Annotated in this window: 16 protein-coding genes, 3 pseudogenes and 1 riboswitch; of the genes and pseudogenes, 16 read left to right on the forward strand and 3 right to left on the reverse strand. The window is 39.3% G+C overall.

The window, feature by feature from the left end:
• Positions 1-80 precede the first annotated feature (80 nt).
• The gene (locus BQ4443_RS05965) at positions 81-890 is read left to right on the forward strand and encodes a carbon-nitrogen hydrolase family protein (protein WP_071058367.1); all 810 of its coding nucleotides are present in this window, start codon (positions 81-83) and stop codon (positions 888-890) included.
• 95 nt (positions 891-985) lie between these two features.
• Positions 986-2,050 (forward strand): class II fructose-bisphosphate aldolase, encoded by a 1,065-nt coding sequence (gene fba / locus BQ4443_RS05970; RefSeq protein WP_023951884.1) that lies wholly within the window; start codon positions 986-988, stop codon positions 2,048-2,050.
• Positions 2,051-2,261: 211 nt separating this feature from the next.
• Here the strand turns inward: fba and BQ4443_RS05975 are convergent, their stop codons facing one another.
• Positions 2,262-2,894: a DedA family protein gene (locus BQ4443_RS05975; RefSeq protein ID WP_023951882.1), complete on the reverse strand. Its 633-nt coding sequence runs from the start codon at positions 2,892-2,894 to the stop codon at positions 2,262-2,264.
• A 98-nt stretch (positions 2,895-2,992) separates the two neighbouring features.
• On the opposite strand from BQ4443_RS05975, the gene BQ4443_RS05980 reads away from it, so the two are divergent.
• The 4 genes from BQ4443_RS05980 to BQ4443_RS05995 are packed head-to-tail and all read left to right on the forward strand — an operon-like array spanning position 2,993 to position 6,620.
• On the forward strand, positions 2,993-3,874 hold the full coding sequence (locus tag BQ4443_RS05980; RefSeq protein ID WP_031274720.1) for a phosphoribosylaminoimidazolesuccinocarboxamide synthase: 882 nt from the start codon (positions 2,993-2,995) through the stop codon (positions 3,872-3,874).
• Positions 3,875-3,915: 41 nt separating this feature from the next.
• On the forward strand, positions 3,916-4,419 hold the full coding sequence (gene purE, locus BQ4443_RS05985) for a 5-(carboxyamino)imidazole ribonucleotide mutase (RefSeq protein ID WP_071058368.1): 504 nt from the start codon (positions 3,916-3,918) through the stop codon (positions 4,417-4,419).
• Positions 4,412-5,599: a 5-(carboxyamino)imidazole ribonucleotide synthase gene (locus BQ4443_RS05990; RefSeq protein ID WP_071058369.1), complete on the forward strand. Its 1,188-nt coding sequence runs from the start codon at positions 4,412-4,414 to the stop codon at positions 5,597-5,599. The genes purE and BQ4443_RS05990 overlap by 8 nt, the downstream gene beginning before the upstream one ends.
• Entirely contained in the window at positions 5,592-6,620 is a 1,029-nt protein-coding gene (locus BQ4443_RS05995) for an L-threonylcarbamoyladenylate synthase (protein WP_071058370.1), read from the forward strand. The genes BQ4443_RS05990 and BQ4443_RS05995 overlap by 8 nt, the downstream gene beginning before the upstream one ends.
• Before the next feature lie 111 nt (positions 6,621-6,731).
• Here the strand turns inward: BQ4443_RS05995 and BQ4443_RS06000 are convergent, their stop codons facing one another.
• Positions 6,732-7,826: an NAD(P)-dependent alcohol dehydrogenase gene (locus BQ4443_RS06000; protein WP_023951873.1), complete on the reverse strand. Its 1,095-nt coding sequence runs from the start codon at positions 7,824-7,826 to the stop codon at positions 6,732-6,734.
• Between the two features lie 465 nt (positions 7,827-8,291).
• On the opposite strand from BQ4443_RS06000, the gene htpG reads away from it, so the two are divergent.
• Positions 8,292-10,181, forward strand: coding sequence for a molecular chaperone HtpG (gene htpG, locus BQ4443_RS06005; protein ID WP_071058371.1), 1,890 nt, complete (start codon positions 8,292-8,294; stop codon positions 10,179-10,181).
• A gap of 295 nt (positions 10,182-10,476) precedes the next feature.
• Here htpG and BQ4443_RS06010 read toward each other — a convergent pair whose 3' ends face one another.
• Positions 10,477-11,052 carry a TMEM165/GDT1 family protein gene (locus BQ4443_RS06010; protein WP_023951869.1) on the reverse strand — a complete coding sequence of 192 codons (576 nt, stop codon included), beginning with the start codon at positions 11,050-11,052 and terminating at the stop codon, positions 10,477-10,479.
• Positions 11,053-11,146: 94 nt separating this feature from the next.
• A riboswitch (yybP-ykoY riboswitch) is annotated at positions 11,147-11,243 on the reverse strand.
• Between the two features lie 148 nt (positions 11,244-11,391).
• Between BQ4443_RS06010 and BQ4443_RS06015 the strand changes: the two genes are divergently transcribed.
• The 9 genes and pseudogenes from BQ4443_RS06015 (at position 11,392) to BQ4443_RS06055 (ending at position 18,687) form a co-directional block, all read left to right on the forward strand.
• Positions 11,392-12,165, forward strand: a complete 774-nt coding sequence (locus BQ4443_RS06015) for an ABC transporter ATP-binding protein (RefSeq protein ID WP_071058372.1) — start codon at positions 11,392-11,394, stop codon at positions 12,163-12,165.
• Position 12,166: 1 nt separating this feature from the next.
• Positions 12,167-12,883, forward strand: coding sequence for an ABC transporter ATP-binding protein (locus BQ4443_RS06020; protein WP_071058373.1), 717 nt, complete (start codon positions 12,167-12,169; stop codon positions 12,881-12,883).
• 36 nt (positions 12,884-12,919) lie between these two features.
• A pseudogene (locus BQ4443_RS06025) lies at positions 12,920-14,120 on the forward strand (ABC transporter substrate-binding protein).
• A 64-nt stretch (positions 14,121-14,184) separates the two neighbouring features.
• Positions 14,185-15,069, forward strand: a pseudogene (locus BQ4443_RS12620) (branched-chain amino acid ABC transporter permease); the annotation flags it as partial.
• A gap of 99 nt (positions 15,070-15,168) precedes the next feature.
• Positions 15,169-16,059, forward strand: a pseudogene (locus tag BQ4443_RS12625) (branched-chain amino acid ABC transporter permease); the annotation flags it as partial.
• Between the two features lie 319 nt (positions 16,060-16,378).
• Complete coding sequence (locus BQ4443_RS06040; protein WP_071058377.1) at positions 16,379-16,600, forward strand: RNA-binding S4 domain-containing protein; 222 nt, start codon at positions 16,379-16,381, stop codon at positions 16,598-16,600.
• A gap of 92 nt (positions 16,601-16,692) precedes the next feature.
• Positions 16,693-17,025: an oxidoreductase-like domain-containing protein gene (locus tag BQ4443_RS06045; RefSeq protein ID WP_023951854.1), complete on the forward strand. Its 333-nt coding sequence runs from the start codon at positions 16,693-16,695 to the stop codon at positions 17,023-17,025.
• A gap of 2 nt (positions 17,026-17,027) precedes the next feature.
• Entirely contained in the window at positions 17,028-18,008 is a 981-nt protein-coding gene (locus BQ4443_RS06050; protein ID WP_023951852.1) for an NAD(P)H-quinone oxidoreductase, read from the forward strand.
• A 103-nt stretch (positions 18,009-18,111) separates the two neighbouring features.
• Positions 18,112-18,687 carry a GNAT family N-acetyltransferase gene (locus tag BQ4443_RS06055; RefSeq protein WP_023951850.1) on the forward strand — a complete coding sequence of 192 codons (576 nt, stop codon included), beginning with the start codon at positions 18,112-18,114 and terminating at the stop codon, positions 18,685-18,687.
• Positions 18,688-18,814 lie beyond the last annotated feature (127 nt).

Consider the following 18,814-nt stretch of genomic DNA (forward strand, 5'->3'; position numbering starts at 1 on the left):
AAATAATTATCGGTTTCTCGGTTATGATAAAAACAAATGATTTGTAATAGTCATAAACAAAGTTCATGAATGGGTAAGCAATGGATACATTAAAAGTAGCGGTGGGGCAATTTCCTGCCAGTAATGATATAGAAGAAAATAAGCAATTTATTAGCCAACTTGTCAATAAAGCTGCCATGGCAAAAGTTGAGTTATTGGTACTTCCGGAAGCATCAATGTGCTCTTTTGCATCAGAGCTTAATGTATTAAGAGAGATGTCACAACGGCATACACCAGACTTTATTGAGTTTATCAAGCAATTAAGCATACAGCATAATATGCATATTGTTGTTGGTGTACTGAGCCTTAATAAAGATACTGCAGAGCAACGTGTACAGAACCAATTATTAGTATTGAATAATAAAGGGGAAGTGATTAGCCAATACAATAAGATTCACGTATATGATGCGTTCAAATTTAAAGAATCTGACAAAGTACAACCTGGAACGCTTTATGAAGATGGTTCAATGTTTGGTATTTTTAAGATTAAAGAATTTTGCTTTGGTTTGATTAATTGCTATGATTTGCGCTTTCCTGAATTAGCTCGTGCTTTAGTGAGTAGAGGAGTTAATGTGTTAAGTATTAGTGCGAATTGGATACCTGGCGCATATAAAGAAATGCATTGGGATTTATTGCTACGCACACGAGCAGTAGAAAATACCTCATATGTGTTAGCGAGTGGACAAACGGCACCTAAAGGCGTGGGTCAAAGTATGGTTATTGACCCTATGGGATTTGTATTAGCTAGCTGTGGCGAACAAGTGGGTATACAAGTTCAAGACCTTTCTATCAAGAGAATAGAAGAGGTGAGAGAGTTATTACCTTGTTTAGCCAATCGTCGGTTAGTGTAATTTTTTATTAAGTTTTGAAGGTTAAATAGTCTTTAGTCTTAATACGCTTTAAAATAGAGAAATTATAGATTTTCAAATTATCTAGGAGTTTTTGTATGGCACTCGTGTCAATGCGTCAATTATTAGACCATGCGGCGGAAAATGGTTATGGCTTACCAGCCTTTAATGTGAATAATCTTGAACAAGTTCAAGCGATTATGGAAGCCGCCAAAGAAACCAATAGCCCTGTTATCATGCAAGCTTCTGCTGGTGCACGTAAATATGCGGGTGAACATTTCTTGAAATATTTAATTCAAGCGGCTGTAGAGTCTTATCCTGAAATTCCGGTTGTCATGCATCAAGATCATGGACAATCGCCAGCTATTTGTAAAGGAGCTATTGATTTAGGTTTCTCTAGTGTGATGATGGATGGATCCTTAATGTCTGACGGTAAATCAGTCGCTAGTTATGAGTACAATGTTGATGTAACGAAAGAAGTTGTTCAAATGGCTCATGCCTTGGGTATCTCTGTTGAGGGTGAGTTAGGTGTATTGGGCTCATTAGAAACAATGCAGGGTGATAAAGAAGACGGTCACGGTGCAGATGGTACATTGACACGTGAACAATTATTGACAGACCCTGAGCAAGCAGCTGACTTTGTTCGTCAAACGCAGGTTGATGCGTTGGCAATTGCTATTGGTACAAGTCATGGTGCTTACAAATTCACACGTAAGCCGACAGGTGATATTCTTTCTATCCAACGTATCAAAGAGATTCATGCTCGCTTACCTAACACACATATCGTGATGCATGGTTCTTCAAGTGTACCTCAAGAGTTGCTCGAAGAAATTCGTCAATTCGGTGGTGATATGAAAGAAACTTACGGTGTGCCTGTAGAAGAAATTCAAGAAGCGATTAAATATGGTGTTCGCAAAGTGAATATTGATACAGATATTCGTTTAGCGATGACGGCAGCAGTGCGCCGTTTCTTGTTTGAAAACCCTTCAAAATTTGACCCACGTGAGTTCAATAAACCAGCACGTGAGGCGGCGAAAAAAGTATGTATCGCCCGTTATGAGGCATTTGGTGCAGCTGGTCAAGCTAGTAAAATTAAACCAATTTCATTAGTGGATATGGCTGCTCGCTATGCAAAAGGTGAACTAGCACAACAAGTGAAGTAATCGCTGATTGTTAGTGTGTTGTGACAAAAATAACTCCATAGGCATATAGTGTTTATGGAGTTATTTGTTGTTGGGAGAGTGGTGATTATTGCCGTATAGCCAGTTAGTGTGGGTCATGATAGGGGTAAGATTTAACCGTTGTTTAGCCAACAATTCTTAAATACTAAAAAACTGACAGGGTATAAACATAATAATGCCCAAAGTGGTTTAACTATTTACTACGTTTTGCTCTAATAACCTCTATCACAGCAGGTAAGACAGAAATAATAATAATGGCTACTAATACTAAGCCGAGGTTATTTTTGACAACTGGAATATTAGCAAAGAAATATCCTGCATAAGAGAAAAGGACAACCCATAATGCACCACCAATAACGTTATAGCGTAAAAAATTCCCATAATGCATATTTGCCATACCCGCAACAAAGGGAGCAAAGGTACGGATGATAGGTACAAAACGAGCAATGATAATGGTTTTACCTCCATATTTTTCGTAGAATGCATGTGTTTTGTCTAAATAGCTTTGACGGAAAATTTTTGAATCTGGATTAGAAAATAGTCTTTGCCCAAAAAACTTTCCAATGGTGAAATTAACCACATCACCTAGTATCGCTGCCGCAATGAGGACACCCACCATGACATGAATATTCATTCCCCCAACAGCGGCAATACCACCCGCAGCAAATAGTAAAGAATCCCCCGGAAGAAAAGGAGTAACTACAAGACCTGTTTCACAAAAAATAATCAGAAATAAAATGGCATAAATCCAAAGTCCGTAACTGGCAGATAAGGCGGTCAAGTGTTGATCAATGTGAAGAATAAAATCAATAATAGTTGAAATCATGAGTCTGTGGGTGAATAATAAAATCAACGGATATTGTAAGGGAAAATAGAGCTATTTGTAGTAAAATAAGCCATCATTTTTTGTAATTTAAAGGGCTTATCGTGAGTACATTACATCAATCTAGTTTGAAATCGTTACCTTTATTAGCACGTGGAAAAGTGCGTGACATGTATGCTGTGGGTGATGACAAATTATTAATTATTGCGAGCGATCGTATTTCTGCTTTTGATGTAATTTTAGATGACCCGATTCCAGGTAAAGGTCAGGTACTTACTGAGCTAACAGAATTCTGGCTCAAAAAACTTGCTCATATTATCCCAAACCATGAAACTGGTATTCGCCCTGAAGATGTTGTTGCACCTGATGAGCTCGAACAAGTCAAGGGGCGTGCGATGGTAGTGAAAAGATTGAAACCAGTGCTGGTTGAGGCGGTAGCTCGTGGCTATATTATTGGCTCTGGCTGGAAAGATTATCAAGCAACGGGCTCTGTTTGTGGGGTTAAATTACCTGAAGGCTTAAAACAAGCCAGTAAATTACCAGAGCCTATTTTTACACCTGCGGCAAAGGCAGACTTAGGTGAGCATGATGAAAATGTGAGCTTTGAGCATGTAGTGAATGTAGTAGGTAAAGAGCTAGCTGAGCAGATTCGTGACGTTACTTTGCGCTTATACAAAGAAGCCTCTGACTACGCAGCAACAAAAGGCATTATTATTGCTGACACAAAATTTGAGTTTGGTCTTGATGAAAATGGCAAACTCCATTTAATGGATGAAGTGTTGACGCCTGATTCCTCTCGCTTTTGGCCGGCTGATACTTATCAAGAGGGTACAAGTCCAGCATCTTTTGATAAACAATTTGTACGTGATTGGTTAGAGACACAGGTATGGGATAAAACACCTCCTGCGCCACGTTTGCCTAAAGATGTATTGGAAAAAACAGCGGCTAAATATCGTGAAGCGTTAGATCGTTTACGTGGCTAATATAAAAATTTGTTTATATTTAAATCGAGTTAGGATTAGACATGACTGTAGCTAAAGTTGGCGTCATTATGGGCTCCTCTAGTGATTGGGATATCATGCAAAATGCTGTACGCATTTTAAAAGATTTTGGTGTTGAGTATGAAGCACAAGTGATTTCAGCACATAGAATGCCTCATGATATGGTGGAGTATGGTGCAAAAGCCTATGCAAATGGTATTCGAGCTATTATTGCCGGTGCAGGAGGAGCAGCACATTTGCCGGGTATGATGGCCGCATTAACAGAGGTACCTGTATTTGGCGTACCTGTGCCATCACGGTATTTGCGAGGTGAGGATTCGTTGCTATCTATTGTACAAATGCCTAAGGGAGTGCCTGTGGCTACATTTGCTATTGGCGAGGCTGGTGCAGCGAATGCTGCGTTGCATGCTATCGCAACATTGGCGATGACGGATGAACATCTGCGAGCTAAATTAATTGAGTTTCGTCAGAAACAAACACAAGTAGCAAGAGCGATGACATTACCAGAGGTAAGTAGCCATGAGTGAAAAACAACCGTTGCCTTATAACACCGTGTTACAACCCGGACAAACGCTGGGTATGTTAGGTGGTGGACAATTGGGCCGTATGTTTTGTCATGCTGCACAGAGTATGGGGTATAAGGTTGTCGTGCTTGAGCCTCATGTAGCTAGTCCAGCTGGTAGTGTGGCTGAATATGAAGTTGTAGCGAGTTATGATGATGAAGACGGCTTGGCTAAGCTACTGGATTATACAAATGCTGTTACGACAGAGTTTGAGAATGTACCAGCTACGAGTCTTAAGTATCTTTCTATGCAAGCGCGGGTAAGTCCATCCGCTGCTGCTGTGGCTGTTGTACAAGATCGTATTGCTGAAAAGGCTTTTATTTCCTCTCAAGGTATTGATGTTGCCCCCTATGCTGAAGTTAGAACGGCAACAGATTTAGCTCAAGTTCCAGCGACATTATTCCCGGGAATTTTAAAAGCCGCAAGACTAGGCTATGACGGCAAAGGACAAGCAAGAGTTAAGACGATAGATGAGGCTATAGAGGCATTTAAATCATTTGGTGAAGTGCCTTGCGTACTAGAAGCTATGTTGCCATTGAAAAAAGAAATATCTGTTGTTATGGCACGAGGTTTCTCTGGAGATGTAGTTACCTTTCCAGTTGGCGTGAATACTCATATTAATGGAATCTTATCTAGTTCAGTGGTAGGGATTGAATCCATTTCTCCTCTCATCGAACAAAAAGCCAAAGAAGCAGCAGTGAAAATTGCTTCAGGTTTAAACTATTTTGGTGTTATGTGTGTTGAGTTTTTTGTTCTTGAAGATGATAGTGTGGTAGCCAATGAAATTGCACCACGTCCCCATAATAGCGGTCATTACACAATGAATGCTTGCCTTACTAGCCAATTTGAACAGCAAGTTCGTGTATTAGCTGGTATGCCATTAGGAGCAACGGATTTATTAGCGCCGACAATTATGCTGAATATTCTTGGAGATAGTTGGTTTATTGATAGTCAAGAGGCCAAAGAACCTGATTGGGATAAAGTATTAGCCTTACCAGGTGTCCATATGCATTTATATGGAAAGGCAGAGGCTAGAAAAGGGCGTAAGATGGGGCATGTGAATATCGTCAATAAAGATCCTCAACAGGTGTTACACTATGCTCGTCAAGTAAGTGAAATTTTACATTTGAATGCGCATGTCTGATACTTATTTATTTGATTCAACCCTTATTGAAGCGGCTAAAAAACTGTTAAATGGGGAATTAGTCGCGTTTCCTACAGAAACAGTCTATGGTTTAGGAGCAGATGCTGAAAATCCTGATGCTGTTACGAAGATTTATCAAGCTAAAGGACGTCCTGCTAATCATCCTCTGATTGTGCATATTGCACCTGATGCAAATATTCACTATTGGGCATCTTCTGTTCCGGAGGAAGCGTTTGCCTTAATGGAGGTATTTTGGCCAGGTCCTTTAACACTTATCCTCCCCAAGGCTGATCATATTCCTTCTGCTGTGAGTGGAGGACAACATAGTATTGGTATACGATGCCCCTCTCATCCCGTGGCACAGCAATTATTAAAAGCGTTTGCTATGCTAAAAACCAATGGTCAAGGGGGAGTAGCAGCACCTTCTGCCAATAAGTTTGGGCATGTCTCACCTACGAGTGCGGTGCATGTTCGTTCTGAGTTCCCTGAAGAAATAGCCTCAGGAATATTGTCTGTATTAGAAGGGGATGATTCGGAAATTGGAATTGAATCGACGATTGTAGATCTTTCTCGTGTTAAAGATGGGGTAGGGGCTGTTTTACTAAGACCGGGGCATATTACCCGATCACAATTGGCAGAAGTTTTGGGCTACCAGCCGGCTAGTCCAGATAAATCAGCGCCACGTGTTTCAGGTTCTTTGAAAGCACATTATGCGCCTAATACTCCCTTACAACTTATCAAAGAAGCAGATCTAGATAGGTTACCGAGTCTGGTGCCTGCAACAGAAAAATGGGCTGTGTTGACTTTTGCAGATATAGATACGCTTCCTAGTAGTTCAAATTTAAATTATTTTAATGTATCGACCAATGCACAAGATTATGCACATGATATTTATGCCTTGTTACGTCAATTAGATACTAAAGGGTTTCAGCGTATTATGGTGCAATCACTTCCACAAGATGATGATAATTGGGAAGCCTTAAATGATCGATTACAAAGGGCAGCAGCGGCGTTTGAGTAGGTTATAGTTTACAACCTAAATTGCTAGTCTCAAAATATACCCCATAAGTTTGTTATCTAACTTATGGGGTCAGCTCCCTAATAGAGCTTTGTTTTTTGACTAAATAAACGATTAAGGTTTAATCGCCACTTTTAGTACACCGTCTCGTTGATTAGCGAATAAATCATAAGCAGCAACGATATCATCTAGCTTGTATTCATGGGTAACGAGCGCTTTGAGATCTATGCGGTCACTTTGAATAACTTTCATTAGGCGACGCATACGTTCTTTACCACCAGGGCAAAGCGCTGTATTAATTTTGTGATCACCTAAACCAGCTGCAAATGCACTCACAGGGATAACTAAGTCTTCTGAGTAAACACCTAGACTTGATAATGTACCGCCTGGTTTTAATACGCGCAAAGCCGTCTCAAATGTTTTTTGAGTACCTAAACACTCAATAGCAGAATCAGCGCCACGACCTTTAGTGATTTTCATGACCTCTTCAACGACATCAACCTCACGGAAGTTTAGAGTCACATCGGCACCCATTTTTTGAGAGATAGTCAAACGCTCATTAATCCCATCTACAGCAATCACTGTTGAAGCACCTAAGAGTCGGGCACCTGCTGTCGCACATAAACCGATAGGGCCTTGTGCAAAAACAACCACAAAATCACCTAAGCGAATATTAGCATTTTCTGCTCCTTTGAAGCCTGTAGACATAATATCAGGACACATCAATACTTGTTCGTCAGTAAGTCCGTCAGGAATAGGTTCTAGGTTAGCTTGTGCATCAGGTACGAGGACATAGTCAGCTTGAGTCCCGTCAATAATATTACCAAAGCGCCAACCTGCTGTTGCCTTATAGCCATGGCAAGAACAAGTCCCATCAGCAGTTAAATAAGCACCGTCTTGAGATGGTACACCATCTTGGCAAGGGTAAGAAGTGAAACTAGGACAAATCGCACCAGCAATGACACGCTGACCCTCATGATAACCTTTTACATTGCTACCAAGTTTTTCAATAACACCTACAGGCTCATGACCTACAGTCAGCCCTTTGGCGACAGGGTATTCTCCTTTGAGAATATGCACATCAGTACCACAAATAGTAGTAGTTGTAATACGAATTAAGGCATCGTTTGGACCAACATCGGGAATAGGCTTTTCTACAAGCTCAATTCTACCTGGTTCAATAAATGCTGCGGCTCTCATCATTGCCATAATACTATCCTCCTAGTCAGTTGAAAGGAACACTTAAAATAGCTAATTCTGATGCTTTTATCATAGTCCTTTTAGATGAAGAAATGATGAAAATAGATGGAAAATAATAATTTAGTTGGTCTTTAGCTATAGCTAGTGTTTTAAGGGTGTTTTAATAAAAAAAATTAATTAAATATGCGCTGAAAAATGGAAAAGTATTTTGTATTTAAGCAAGCCTTAAATTTTCTTTCATAACAGTCAATAATGACATAAAAAACGATGTTAAATCATATCTAAGAATGTCATCTTTAAATAAATACAATTAATGATAATTCCACAGTATTTGTTGTGATAGTTACATAGTTTATGGTTCTAATTTTGTTGGCGGAATTTTTATTTGCTTATGCTCTTTTTGTCTTTCTTGAAAATAAAAAAATTGCCCTCAATTAAAGGCAGATTTATTAGCTTATTTTCAGGAGATTATTGATGTCTACTGCACAAACCATGGGTTTTCAAACAGAAGTTAAACAATTACTTCAATTGATGATTCATTCTCTTTATTCAAATAAAGAAATTTTCTTACGTGAATTAATTTCAAATGCTTCGGACGCATGTGATAAATTGCGTTTTGAATCACTACAACATCCAGAGTTATTAGCCGAAGATACTGAGCTTCGTATTCGAGTCTCTTATGATGAAGCAAATAAAACCATTACCATTGAGGATAATGGGATTGGTATGAGTCGCGATGATGTTATTGCTCATTTGGGAACGATTGCACGTTCTGGGACGAAAGAATTCTTTGCTTCATTAACAGGAGATCAACAGAAAGATGCCCAATTGATTGGACAATTTGGGGTGGGTTTTTATTCTGCTTTTATTGTGGCAAAACAAGTACAAGTACTTACTCGAAAAGCGGGATTAGCGGCGAATGAAGCGGTGAAATGGGTATCTGAGGGACAAGGTGAATATACGATTGATACCGTTACCAAAGAGAGTAGAGGTACAAGCATTACCTTGTTTTTGAATGAAGACGGTGAAGAGTTTTTAAATGGTTGGAAATTAAAAGAAATTCTACGTCGTTATTCAGACCATATTTCTTTGCCTGTACAGATGCCAAAAGAAGAATATGACCAAGAAGCTCAGACAATGAAAAAAAGTAATGAGTGGGAGTTAGTTAATCAGGCAAATGCACTATGGACACGCAATAAGTCAGATATTAGTGAAGAGCAGTACAAAGAGTTTTATAAACACATCAGCCATGATTTTAATGATCCGTTAACGTGGACGCATAATCGTGTAGAAGGGCGTAGTGAATATACTCAGTTACTTTATATTCCCAAAAATGCACCGTTTGATTTATACGATCGTGATGCCAAACATGGTGTAAAACTTTACGTAAAACGTGTATTTATCATGGATGATGCGGAGCAATTATTACCGAATTATCTGCGTTTTGTTCGAGGTATTATTGATTCTGCTGATTTGCCATTAAATGTATCACGTGAAATTCTACAAGAAAGTCGTGATGTGAAAACGATTCGAGAAGGATCTGCTAAACGTGTTTTGAGTATGCTAGAAGATTTGGCAGAAAATCGTCCAGCAGATTATGCAAGCTTTTGGGCGGAGTTTGGACAAGTGCTCAAAGAGGGTTTAGGAGAGGATCAAAGTAATCAGGAGCGAATTGCTAAGCTATTGCGCTTTGCTTCCACACATGATGAGCAAGCGACACAAACCGTGTCATTAGCAGATTATGTGTCACGTATGAAAGAAGGACAAGATAAGATTTACTATATTGTCGCTGAAAGTTTTGCCAATGCAAAAAGTAGCCCCCATTTAGAGATTTTCCGTAAAAAAGGAATTGAAGTCTTACTATTATCTGATCGTGTTGATGAATGGGCGTTGAACTTCTTCAAAACATTTGAAGGTAAATCATTGGTGTCTATTTCTAAAGGTGGATTAGATTTAGCAGCTTTTGAAGATGAGGAAGAAAAGAAACATCAAGAAGAAGTGGCAGAAAATGTGAAACCTTTGGTAGAACGTTTGCAAACAGTCTTAAAAGATAGAGTTAAAACAGTAGAGATAACCAACCGCTTGGTTGATTCTCCAGCATGCGTAGTAGTAGGGCAACATGAGTTAAGTCCACATCTATTGCGTATGTTAAAGTCAGCTGGTCAAGAAATCCCTGATATCAAACCTACACTCGAAATTAACCCTAATCATGCGTTAATTGAAAAAATGAAGCAGGTAAATGAGGCGGATTTTGCAGATTGGGCAAACGTTTTATTAGATCAAGCGATGCTTGTTGAAGGTGCTCAATTAGAAAACCCAGCTGAGTTTGTACAGAAGCTAAATCGGTTATTGGCAAGTGTATAGTGAATGGTAATGCTCTTGGTAAAGGTGAATAAATTTATGTTAAATTTAAAACTATTTTTCTCTGTATTAAGACAACTCTATTTAACTATTTAATGTTGATGTACAGTATTTAAAGTGACTCTAAAAGTGTATTGACTTATCATTTTAGGAAGAGCTTTACACGATAAGTATTGCTTTACTGTTATTCAGAGCATCACAGAAATTTTCTCTGTGATGCTTTTTTCATGACACTAATTTTTCGACTTGTTTATCGATCTATCGTGGAAAACGTCCACCATCATAACTACACCAGCGATTAGCTAAAAAGCTGGTCGCCTTTAAATAGAGTAAAAATACCTAAAAGAAAGAAAATGGCAGCGGCAATGGTGTGTACAACTTTCATTGGAATTTTTTGGGCGAATTTTTCACCCAAGAATACAGCGGGGACATTGGCAATTAACATGCCTAATGTTGTTCCTATAATCACTAAAATTGGTTGATCAAAACGAGCGGCCATTGCAACGGTTGCAATTTGTGTTTTATCGCCCATTTCTGCGAGGAAAAAGGCAATACAGGTTACCCCAAAGACCCCAAATTTTTGTGAGTAATCTGCTTGTTCATCATCAAGTTTATCGGGAATCATGATCCAAATTGCCATAGCGATAAACGAAATGCCTAATACCCAACGTAATATTTCAGGGCTAACTTGCGTGGTTACCCAAGCACCTAGTGCACCAGCTAATGCGTGATTGAGCAGAGTGGCGCAGATAATACCAAGGATAATAGGAAGAGGTTTTTTGAAACGAGCGGCTAGTAAAAAAGCGAGTAATTGAGTCTTATCGCCCATTTCGGCGAGAGCAACAACACCAGTAGAGATGAGAAGTGCGTTCATTATGATTCCTTAAGCCGGATACTAATCAATAAAAGACGAATGACCATACTTCTCGTATCCGGCAGGAAGAGAAATACAATCAAAGGTCTTGTCAAATTAGCTATCACTAATCGTTTACGCCATAGCAAGTGTTGCCAAGTATGTTGACGTAAACCTTCTTAAAGAAGAGACTACTCCCCAATGAGTAAGCGTATTGTAAATAAAAATTCCTAGGAGGTCAAATTCATCTAATGGTAACTGCTAGTATTTTCCAACAGAAAATTCAAATATGATGAGAAAAAAACATAAAGAAATAATACTGAAGAATGCGTTTAATTGACCATCTATGTAGGAACTTGTATGGAGAAAGACTTAATTCTAGAAACCAAGCAGCTCACTAAAAACTTTCTAGGGTTTATTGCTGTTAATAATGTTGACTTGCATGTACAACGAGGCAATATTCATGCTTTAATTGGTCCTAATGGGGCAGGTAAGACAACGTGTTTTAACCTATTAACTAAGTTTTTAAAGCCAACGTCTGGTGAGATTTATTTTAATGGCGAAAATATTACCCAAACTAAGCCAGCACAGATTGCTCGTAAAGGAATTATTCGTTCATTTCAAATATCTGCTGTTTTTCCCGAATTAACCGTCTTAGAAAATGTGCGTATTGGTTTTCAACGCACACACACTAATACGTATAACTTTTTACGAAGTGATAGTTCATTAAATAGATTAAACAATCGTTGTAGAGAATTATTGGCAGAGGTTGATTTATTAGAGTTTGAGAATCATATCACAGCCGATTTACCTTATGGACGTAAAAGGGCATTGGAGATTGCGACAACGCTTGCGATGGAGCCAGAGTTAATGTTGCTTGATGAGCCAACACAAGGAATGGGCTTGGAGGACGTGGAGCGGACCACCCAATTAATTAAAAAAGTAAGCACTGGTCGTACCATTCTTATGGTAGAGCACAATATGAATGTCATTTCATCGATTGCTGATTGTATTACGGTATTAGCTCGTGGGGCTGTATTAGCCGAGGGCACTTATGCTGAAGTATCTACAAATCCCGCTGTGATGGAGGCATATATGGGGACAAGTGAAGGTGTTCTAGAGGGGGCTCATTGAGATGAGTACGTTAGCGTTAGAAATTAAGGATTTACATGCATGGTATGGTGAGTCACATATTTTACATGGTGTCAATATTCAAGTGCCAAAAGGACAGGTAGTCACACTATTAGGGCGTAATGGTGCTGGACGTACTACCACATTACGTGCCATTATGGGATTGACAGGACAGCGTAAGGGATCGATCAAAATTCATGGTACAGAATCTATAGGATTACCTACCTATAAGGTCGCTCATTTAGGTGTAGGGTATTGTCCAGAAGAAAGAGGTATTTTTGCTAGTTTGACGACAGAAGAAAACTTACTATTACCGCCACATCTTAAAACTAAGCAACGTGATATTGGGATGTCTGTGGAGGAAATTTATCAAATGTTTCCTAACCTTTTGGAACGTCGCTTGTCTCCAGGTACGCGTTTATCTGGTGGAGAACAACAGATGCTAGCCGTGGCAAGAATCCTACGTACGGGAGCCAATATTTTGCTGTTGGATGAAATTTCCGAAGGTTTAGCACCTGTCATTGTACAGGCCTTAGCACGTATGATTGTGGCGCTCAAAAATAAAGGATTCACGATTGTGATGGTAGAGCAAAATTTTAAATTTGCTGCTCCATTGGCAGATCAATTCTATGTGATGGATCATGGCGAAGTGGTGGAGTGTTTTACTGCCTCTCAACTTAGTAGCAAAGAACAAACATTACACACCTTACTTGGTGTTTAAAAACAAACTAGTCTAGAAACTGAGGTGACATATAGTATGAAGTTCAAATTCAGCTGTTTAACAGCAAGCCTAGCTGCGATGAGCATGACTAGTGCTATGGTACAAACTATTTCTAATGATGTTATTCGTATCGGTCATATTACCGATATGTCAGGCGTTTATTCTGATATTGATGGTCCGTCTGGCACTGAAGCTATTAAAATGGCTATTGCTGATGCTGGTGGTGAAGTAAATGGCAAGAAAATTGAAGTATTAACGTTTGACCATCAAAACAAAGCAGACTTAGCGTCAGCTAAAGCTCGCGAGTGGATTGACCAAGAACATGTAGATATTATTGTGGGTGGAACCAATTCGGCAGCAGCTCTTGCCGTTGCTCGTTTAGCAGCAGAGAAAAAAGTTCCTTATATTCAATTAGGAGCAGGCTCAACGCAATTAACTAATGAAGCGTGCACTCCTTTCACAATTCACTATGGATATAGTACCAAGGCACTGGCGAATGTAACTGGCGGGGCGGTAGTAAAAGAGGGTGGTAAAGATTGGTTCTTTATTACAGCTGATTATGCGTTTGGTCATAGTCTAGAAAAAGACACCGTTGCTGTAGTCAAAAAATCAGGTGGTACGGTAAAAGGCGCTGTGAAAGTACCATTGAGTACAAGCGACTTCTCATCTTATATGCTTCAAGCACAATCGTCGGGAGCGCAAATCCTAGGCTTGGCTAATGCAGGTGGTGATTTTATTAACTCTATTAAAGCTGCTCGTGAATTCGGGGTAACACCGGGCATGAAACCGGCTGGTTTATTAGTATTTATTAATGATGTTCATTCTCTTGGCTTAGAAGTTACTCAAGGTTTATATCTAACAGGTGCGTGGTATTGGGATCAAGATGATGCTTCGCGGGAATGGTCAAAACGTTTTGAGGAAAAAGTTAAACGTAAACCATCATTTATTCATGCAGGCGATTATAGTGCTGTTACCAATTATCTGAAAGCCGTAAAGGAAACGGGTACAGACAATGGGGGAAGCGGTAATGAAATGGTTTAAGTCTAATCCTCTCAATGACTTCTTCGTTCAAAATACGACGGTTCGTAAAGATGGTTTGCTTGCGCATGATATGTATTTATATCAGGCGAAAACCCCTGCTGAATCAAAAGGTCCTTGGGACTATTACAAAGTTATTCGTAAAGCGTCAGGTGAAGAGGCTTATGGTCCAGAGAGTGAATCTACTTGCAAGCTTTAAACTTTAATTACTCGTTTAATCGGGGGGCGAGCTTAGCTCGTTCTCCTCAATGTGTTAAATAATTATGATGACTGTGTTTGACATCCCATTACCAGCTCTCCTTGGGCAAATTTTGTTAGGTCTAGTAAATGGCTCTTTTTATGCTATTTTATCTTTAGGTTTAGCGATTATTTTTGGACTATTAAACGTCATTAATTTTGCTCATGGTGCTTTATTTATGCTTGGTGCCTATATTGCTTGGATGGGAAGCAATTATTTAGGGATCAATTATTGGATAATGCTAGTTCTTGCTCCTATTGTGGTTGCCATCTTTGGTATGGTGTTAGAGCGTCTTTTATTACGCCATCTTTATAAATTAGATCATGTCTATGGTTTACTTTTAACGTTTGGGATTACATTAGTTCTTGAGGGATTATTTCGTAGTTTTTATGGTGTATCAGGGCAGGCGTATACAACACCAACAGCACTCCAAGGAGCTTTAAATCTTGGTTTTATGATTTTACCCAAATATCGTGCGTGGGTAGTGGTGGCTTCATTAGTAGTATGTCTATTCACATGGTTTATGATCGAAAAAACGCGCTTGGGATCACAGCTTAGAGCGGGCACTGAGAATGCCAAACTAGTAGAAGCATTTGGTATTAATGTCCCATTGATGATTACCTTGACGTATGGGTTTGGCGTAGCATTAGCTGGATTTGCAGGCGTTCTAGCTGCTCCGGTGTTGCAAGTTTCTCCATTGATGGGGTCTAACCTTATTATTGTGGTTTTTGCCGTCGTGGTTATTGGGGGAATGGGTTCAATTATGGGGTCTATTGTGACTGGTCTTGCTTTAGGCGTGATTGAGGGACTTACGAAAGTATTCTGGCCTGAGGCATCAAGCACTGTGGTCTTTATGATTATGGCACTTGTTTTATTAGTTCGTCCTGCTGGACTTTTTTGGGAAAGAAAAATAATGAATCGTCAACTCATCGCATATATATTATTGGCCATCATTATTGGCGCTCTTCCAATGTTTGGTGTTTATCCCATTTTTGTCATGAAAATTTTATGCTACGCCTTGTTTGCGTGTGCATTTAACTTATTACAAGGGTATGTGGGCTTATTATCATTTGGTCATGCTGCATTTCTAGGGGGTGCTGCTTATGCTACGGGGCATGCGGCTAAAGTTTTGGGGCTGAGCACAGAGCTAAGTATTTTATTTGGCATGATTATGGCAGCTATTTTAGGTGCCATTATTGGTGGCTTAGCTATTCGACGCAAAGGTATTTATTTCACTATGATTACCTTAGCCTTATCGCAAATGATTTATTTCTTCTTTTTGCAAGCGCCTTTCACAGGTGGGGAGGACGGACTTCAAGGCGTCCCTCGTGGTACCTTATTCGGTTTAATTGATCTGAGCAAAGATTTGAATTTGTACTATGTGGTATTAGCTATTTTTATCTTTGGTTTCTTTATCTGCTGGCGCTGTGTTAATTCACCGTTTGGTAGTGTTTTAAAGGCGATTAAAGAAAATGAATCACGTTGTATCTCTCTAGGCTATGATGTAGATCAATATAAATTGATTGCCTTTGTCCTATCTGCTGCTTTGGCTGGCTTAGCAGGCGCCACTAAAACAATCGTATTTGTCTCAGCAACCTTAAGTGATGCCGTATGGCAGACATCAGGGTTAGTGGTTTTGATGACATTAATTGGAGGAATGGGAACGTTTATTGGCCCTGTTTTAGGTGCATTGATAGTGGTCTCACTAGAGAACAAAATCGGTGATATGGGAAGATTATTTGCCGATACTACTGGAATTCAATGGTTTAACTCACTTGGAGAGTCAGTTAGCTTAGTGATGGGCTTAATCTTTATCCTTTGCGTGATGACTTTTAGACGAGGCATTGTGGGAGAAATACGTTATAAATTTAGACACAATTTTGTGAAAAAACACGTGTGATCTGGAGTTTCGGCGCTCAGGCTTTGATAAAAACCGAGCGTCAAAAACAAAAAAGGGAGTTTCGGCGCTCAGGCTTTGATAAAAACTGAGCGTCAAAAACAAAAAAGGGAGTTTCGGCGCTCAGGCTTTCAATGCTTATGTTTTCAATAGAGTGATACGGTTCTATACTTGATTGTTAAGTTGAAAAACCAGTGCGTCAAAAAACAAAAAGTTAATTATTAATCATCGGACAAGAATTTCCATCAGAGGTTATTCTTGTCTTTTTGTTCTTGAGAGATACTATACGCTACAATAATGACTTATTAATAAGGAATAATTGATGAGTGCTCAGATAGAATTTTCTCTACAAGACCAAGAGTTTATCGCTTTATGTGATTTATTAAAATTGGCTGGTGTTGTCGATAGTGGTGGACAAGCTAAAAACTTGATCGCTGAAGGGTATGTGTATCGTAATGGACAAGTTGAAACGCGTAAAACAGCTAAAATACGGGCGGATGAACGGATTGAATTAGATGGTGTTGTGATTGAGGTCAAAGCCTAATGCCCTAGGCAGTAACGTATCTAAAGATAGGGATTGTAGAAAATATAGACAAGATCTACATAAGATGCATGAAGAGTTAGAGAGTTGGTACTATGAGTAATGAGCTCGATAGTAAACTAGACAATAGTTTGCCAAATGATAGTAAACAAGTAGAGAGTCAATATAATAATAAACAACCACTCGATGAGAATGTACAAAGCAATAGCCATTCTGTGAGTCACAATGATAATCGCTCAGACAGTAGTGAGAGCCAATCAACATTATCGGTGCTTATAGAAGAGTTGACGCCTCCGACTTATCCAGAAAGTTGGGAGTGCTGTGGTAGTGATTGTGGTGATGCTTGTGTATATAGCATTTATGCACGTGAAAAAGAAGCTTATGATAAGCAAATAGCGATGTTAAACAGTTTATTAGAGAAGGAATAATGATGAAGGCCATTGAAATCACCACACCAGGTGGACCCGAAGTATTACAGATTGTTGAACGTGAAAAGCCCGCATTAAAAAAGGGGGAAGTCTTAATTAAGGTACATGCTGCAGGTATCAATCGTCCCGATGTTTTTCAGCGACAAGGATCCTATCCACCACCACCAGATGCATCTGACTTACCCGGTTTAGAAGTAGCAGGGGAGATTGTAGAGGGAGATTTATCAGGTACTTCTTTTAAGATTGGTGACTTAGTCTGCGCATTAACGCCCGGTGGTGGCTATGCGGAATATTGTGCAGCGCCAGCGGGGAATTGTTTACCCATTCCAAAAGGATTGAATCTTGTGGAAGCAGCTACTTTACCAGAGACCTATTTTACCGTCTGGAGTAATGTATTTGATCGTGGACAATTAAAAGGTGATGAGACCTTATTAGTGCATGGCGGTGCTTCAGGAATCGGCACGACAGCTATTTTGTTGGCAAAAGCACTGGGGCATAAGGTATTTGCGACAGTGGGCTCTGATGAGAGAGTCAAGGCGGTAGAGACCTTAGGTGCTGATAAAGGTATTAACTATAAAACACAAGATTTTGTTGAGGAAATTAAGCAATTAACCCAAGGTAAAGGGGTCGATGTAATTCTTGATATGGTAAGTGGTGAGTATATCAATCGTAACTTACAAGCCTTAGCAGAAGATGGTCGTACTGTGATTATTGCTCAATTAGGTGGTAGTAAAGCGACGATTAATAGTAATTTATTAATGCGTCGTCGTTTAACTATTACGGGATCAACATTACGACCTCGTTCAGCAGAATTTAAAACCGATATTGCGAAAAATCTTGCTGAGAAAGTCTGGCCTTTGTTTGCACAAGGTAAGCTAAAACCTGTGGTATACGCGACATTCCCATTTGAGGATGTGCAAAAGGCTCATGCGATGATGGATGCAGGCGAACAAATCGGTAAAATTGTCTTAACCCTTGAATAAAGGGTGCTACTAGCTAGGTAGAATCGTTTGTAAGGTCACTTGGAAACAATTTGACCTTACTGTCCAATACTTTACTCAATATACATAAAGTCAAGCGTTAAAAATGCAAAAAGCTTCTTTTATCATTCGTCATGCATTAGTGGGTGATATTGCTGCCATTAATAGGATCCAACATGAGTGTTATCCAGAGGAATACCATGAAACATCTGAAGCATTCATTAATAAAATACAGCAATCTCCGGATTTTTGCCTTGTCGCGACCAATCTGCAAGGACAAGTGCTGGGCTATTTTATGTGTGTGCTAGCGAGTTTAGAACAATTTCCTTGTTTACATACAGAGAACTTTGAATGTCCTAAAAAGCCTAGTCTATTATATTTGCATGATATGGCGTTAAGCACATTTGCTCGAGGTCGTGGTGTTAGACAGGCTTTTTTAAGGGCAATTTTTCAAAAAGCACAACAGTTACCTACGCTTAAGTCTGCCTATCTTGTGGCTGTTCAGGGTGCAGAGGTGGTGTGGCAAAAAGAAGGTTTTAAACCTATCAATGCTCAACAGTTGGGCTTGGCTGAGCAACTTAATACGTATGGCGAAGGCGCTGTATTAATGGCTAAAACACTTGCAATGCCAGTTTCGCCTGTTATAGTTTCTCCAACCAAGCATAGATGTTCAAGCATCTAAATAATATTAATGGTGTAATTTTAGTCATTAAACAACTGATTTTTAAGGTATCTCTATAAAATTACTGACAAAATAAATAGGTTCAATTTATAATAGTTGGTTTACTTTAAATTGCTAATTCAAAAGG

It is taken from the genome of Pelistega sp. MC2 (genome assembly GCF_900099475.1).
Taxonomy (GTDB): Bacteria; Pseudomonadota; Gammaproteobacteria; order Burkholderiales; family Burkholderiaceae_B; genus Taylorella; species Taylorella indica.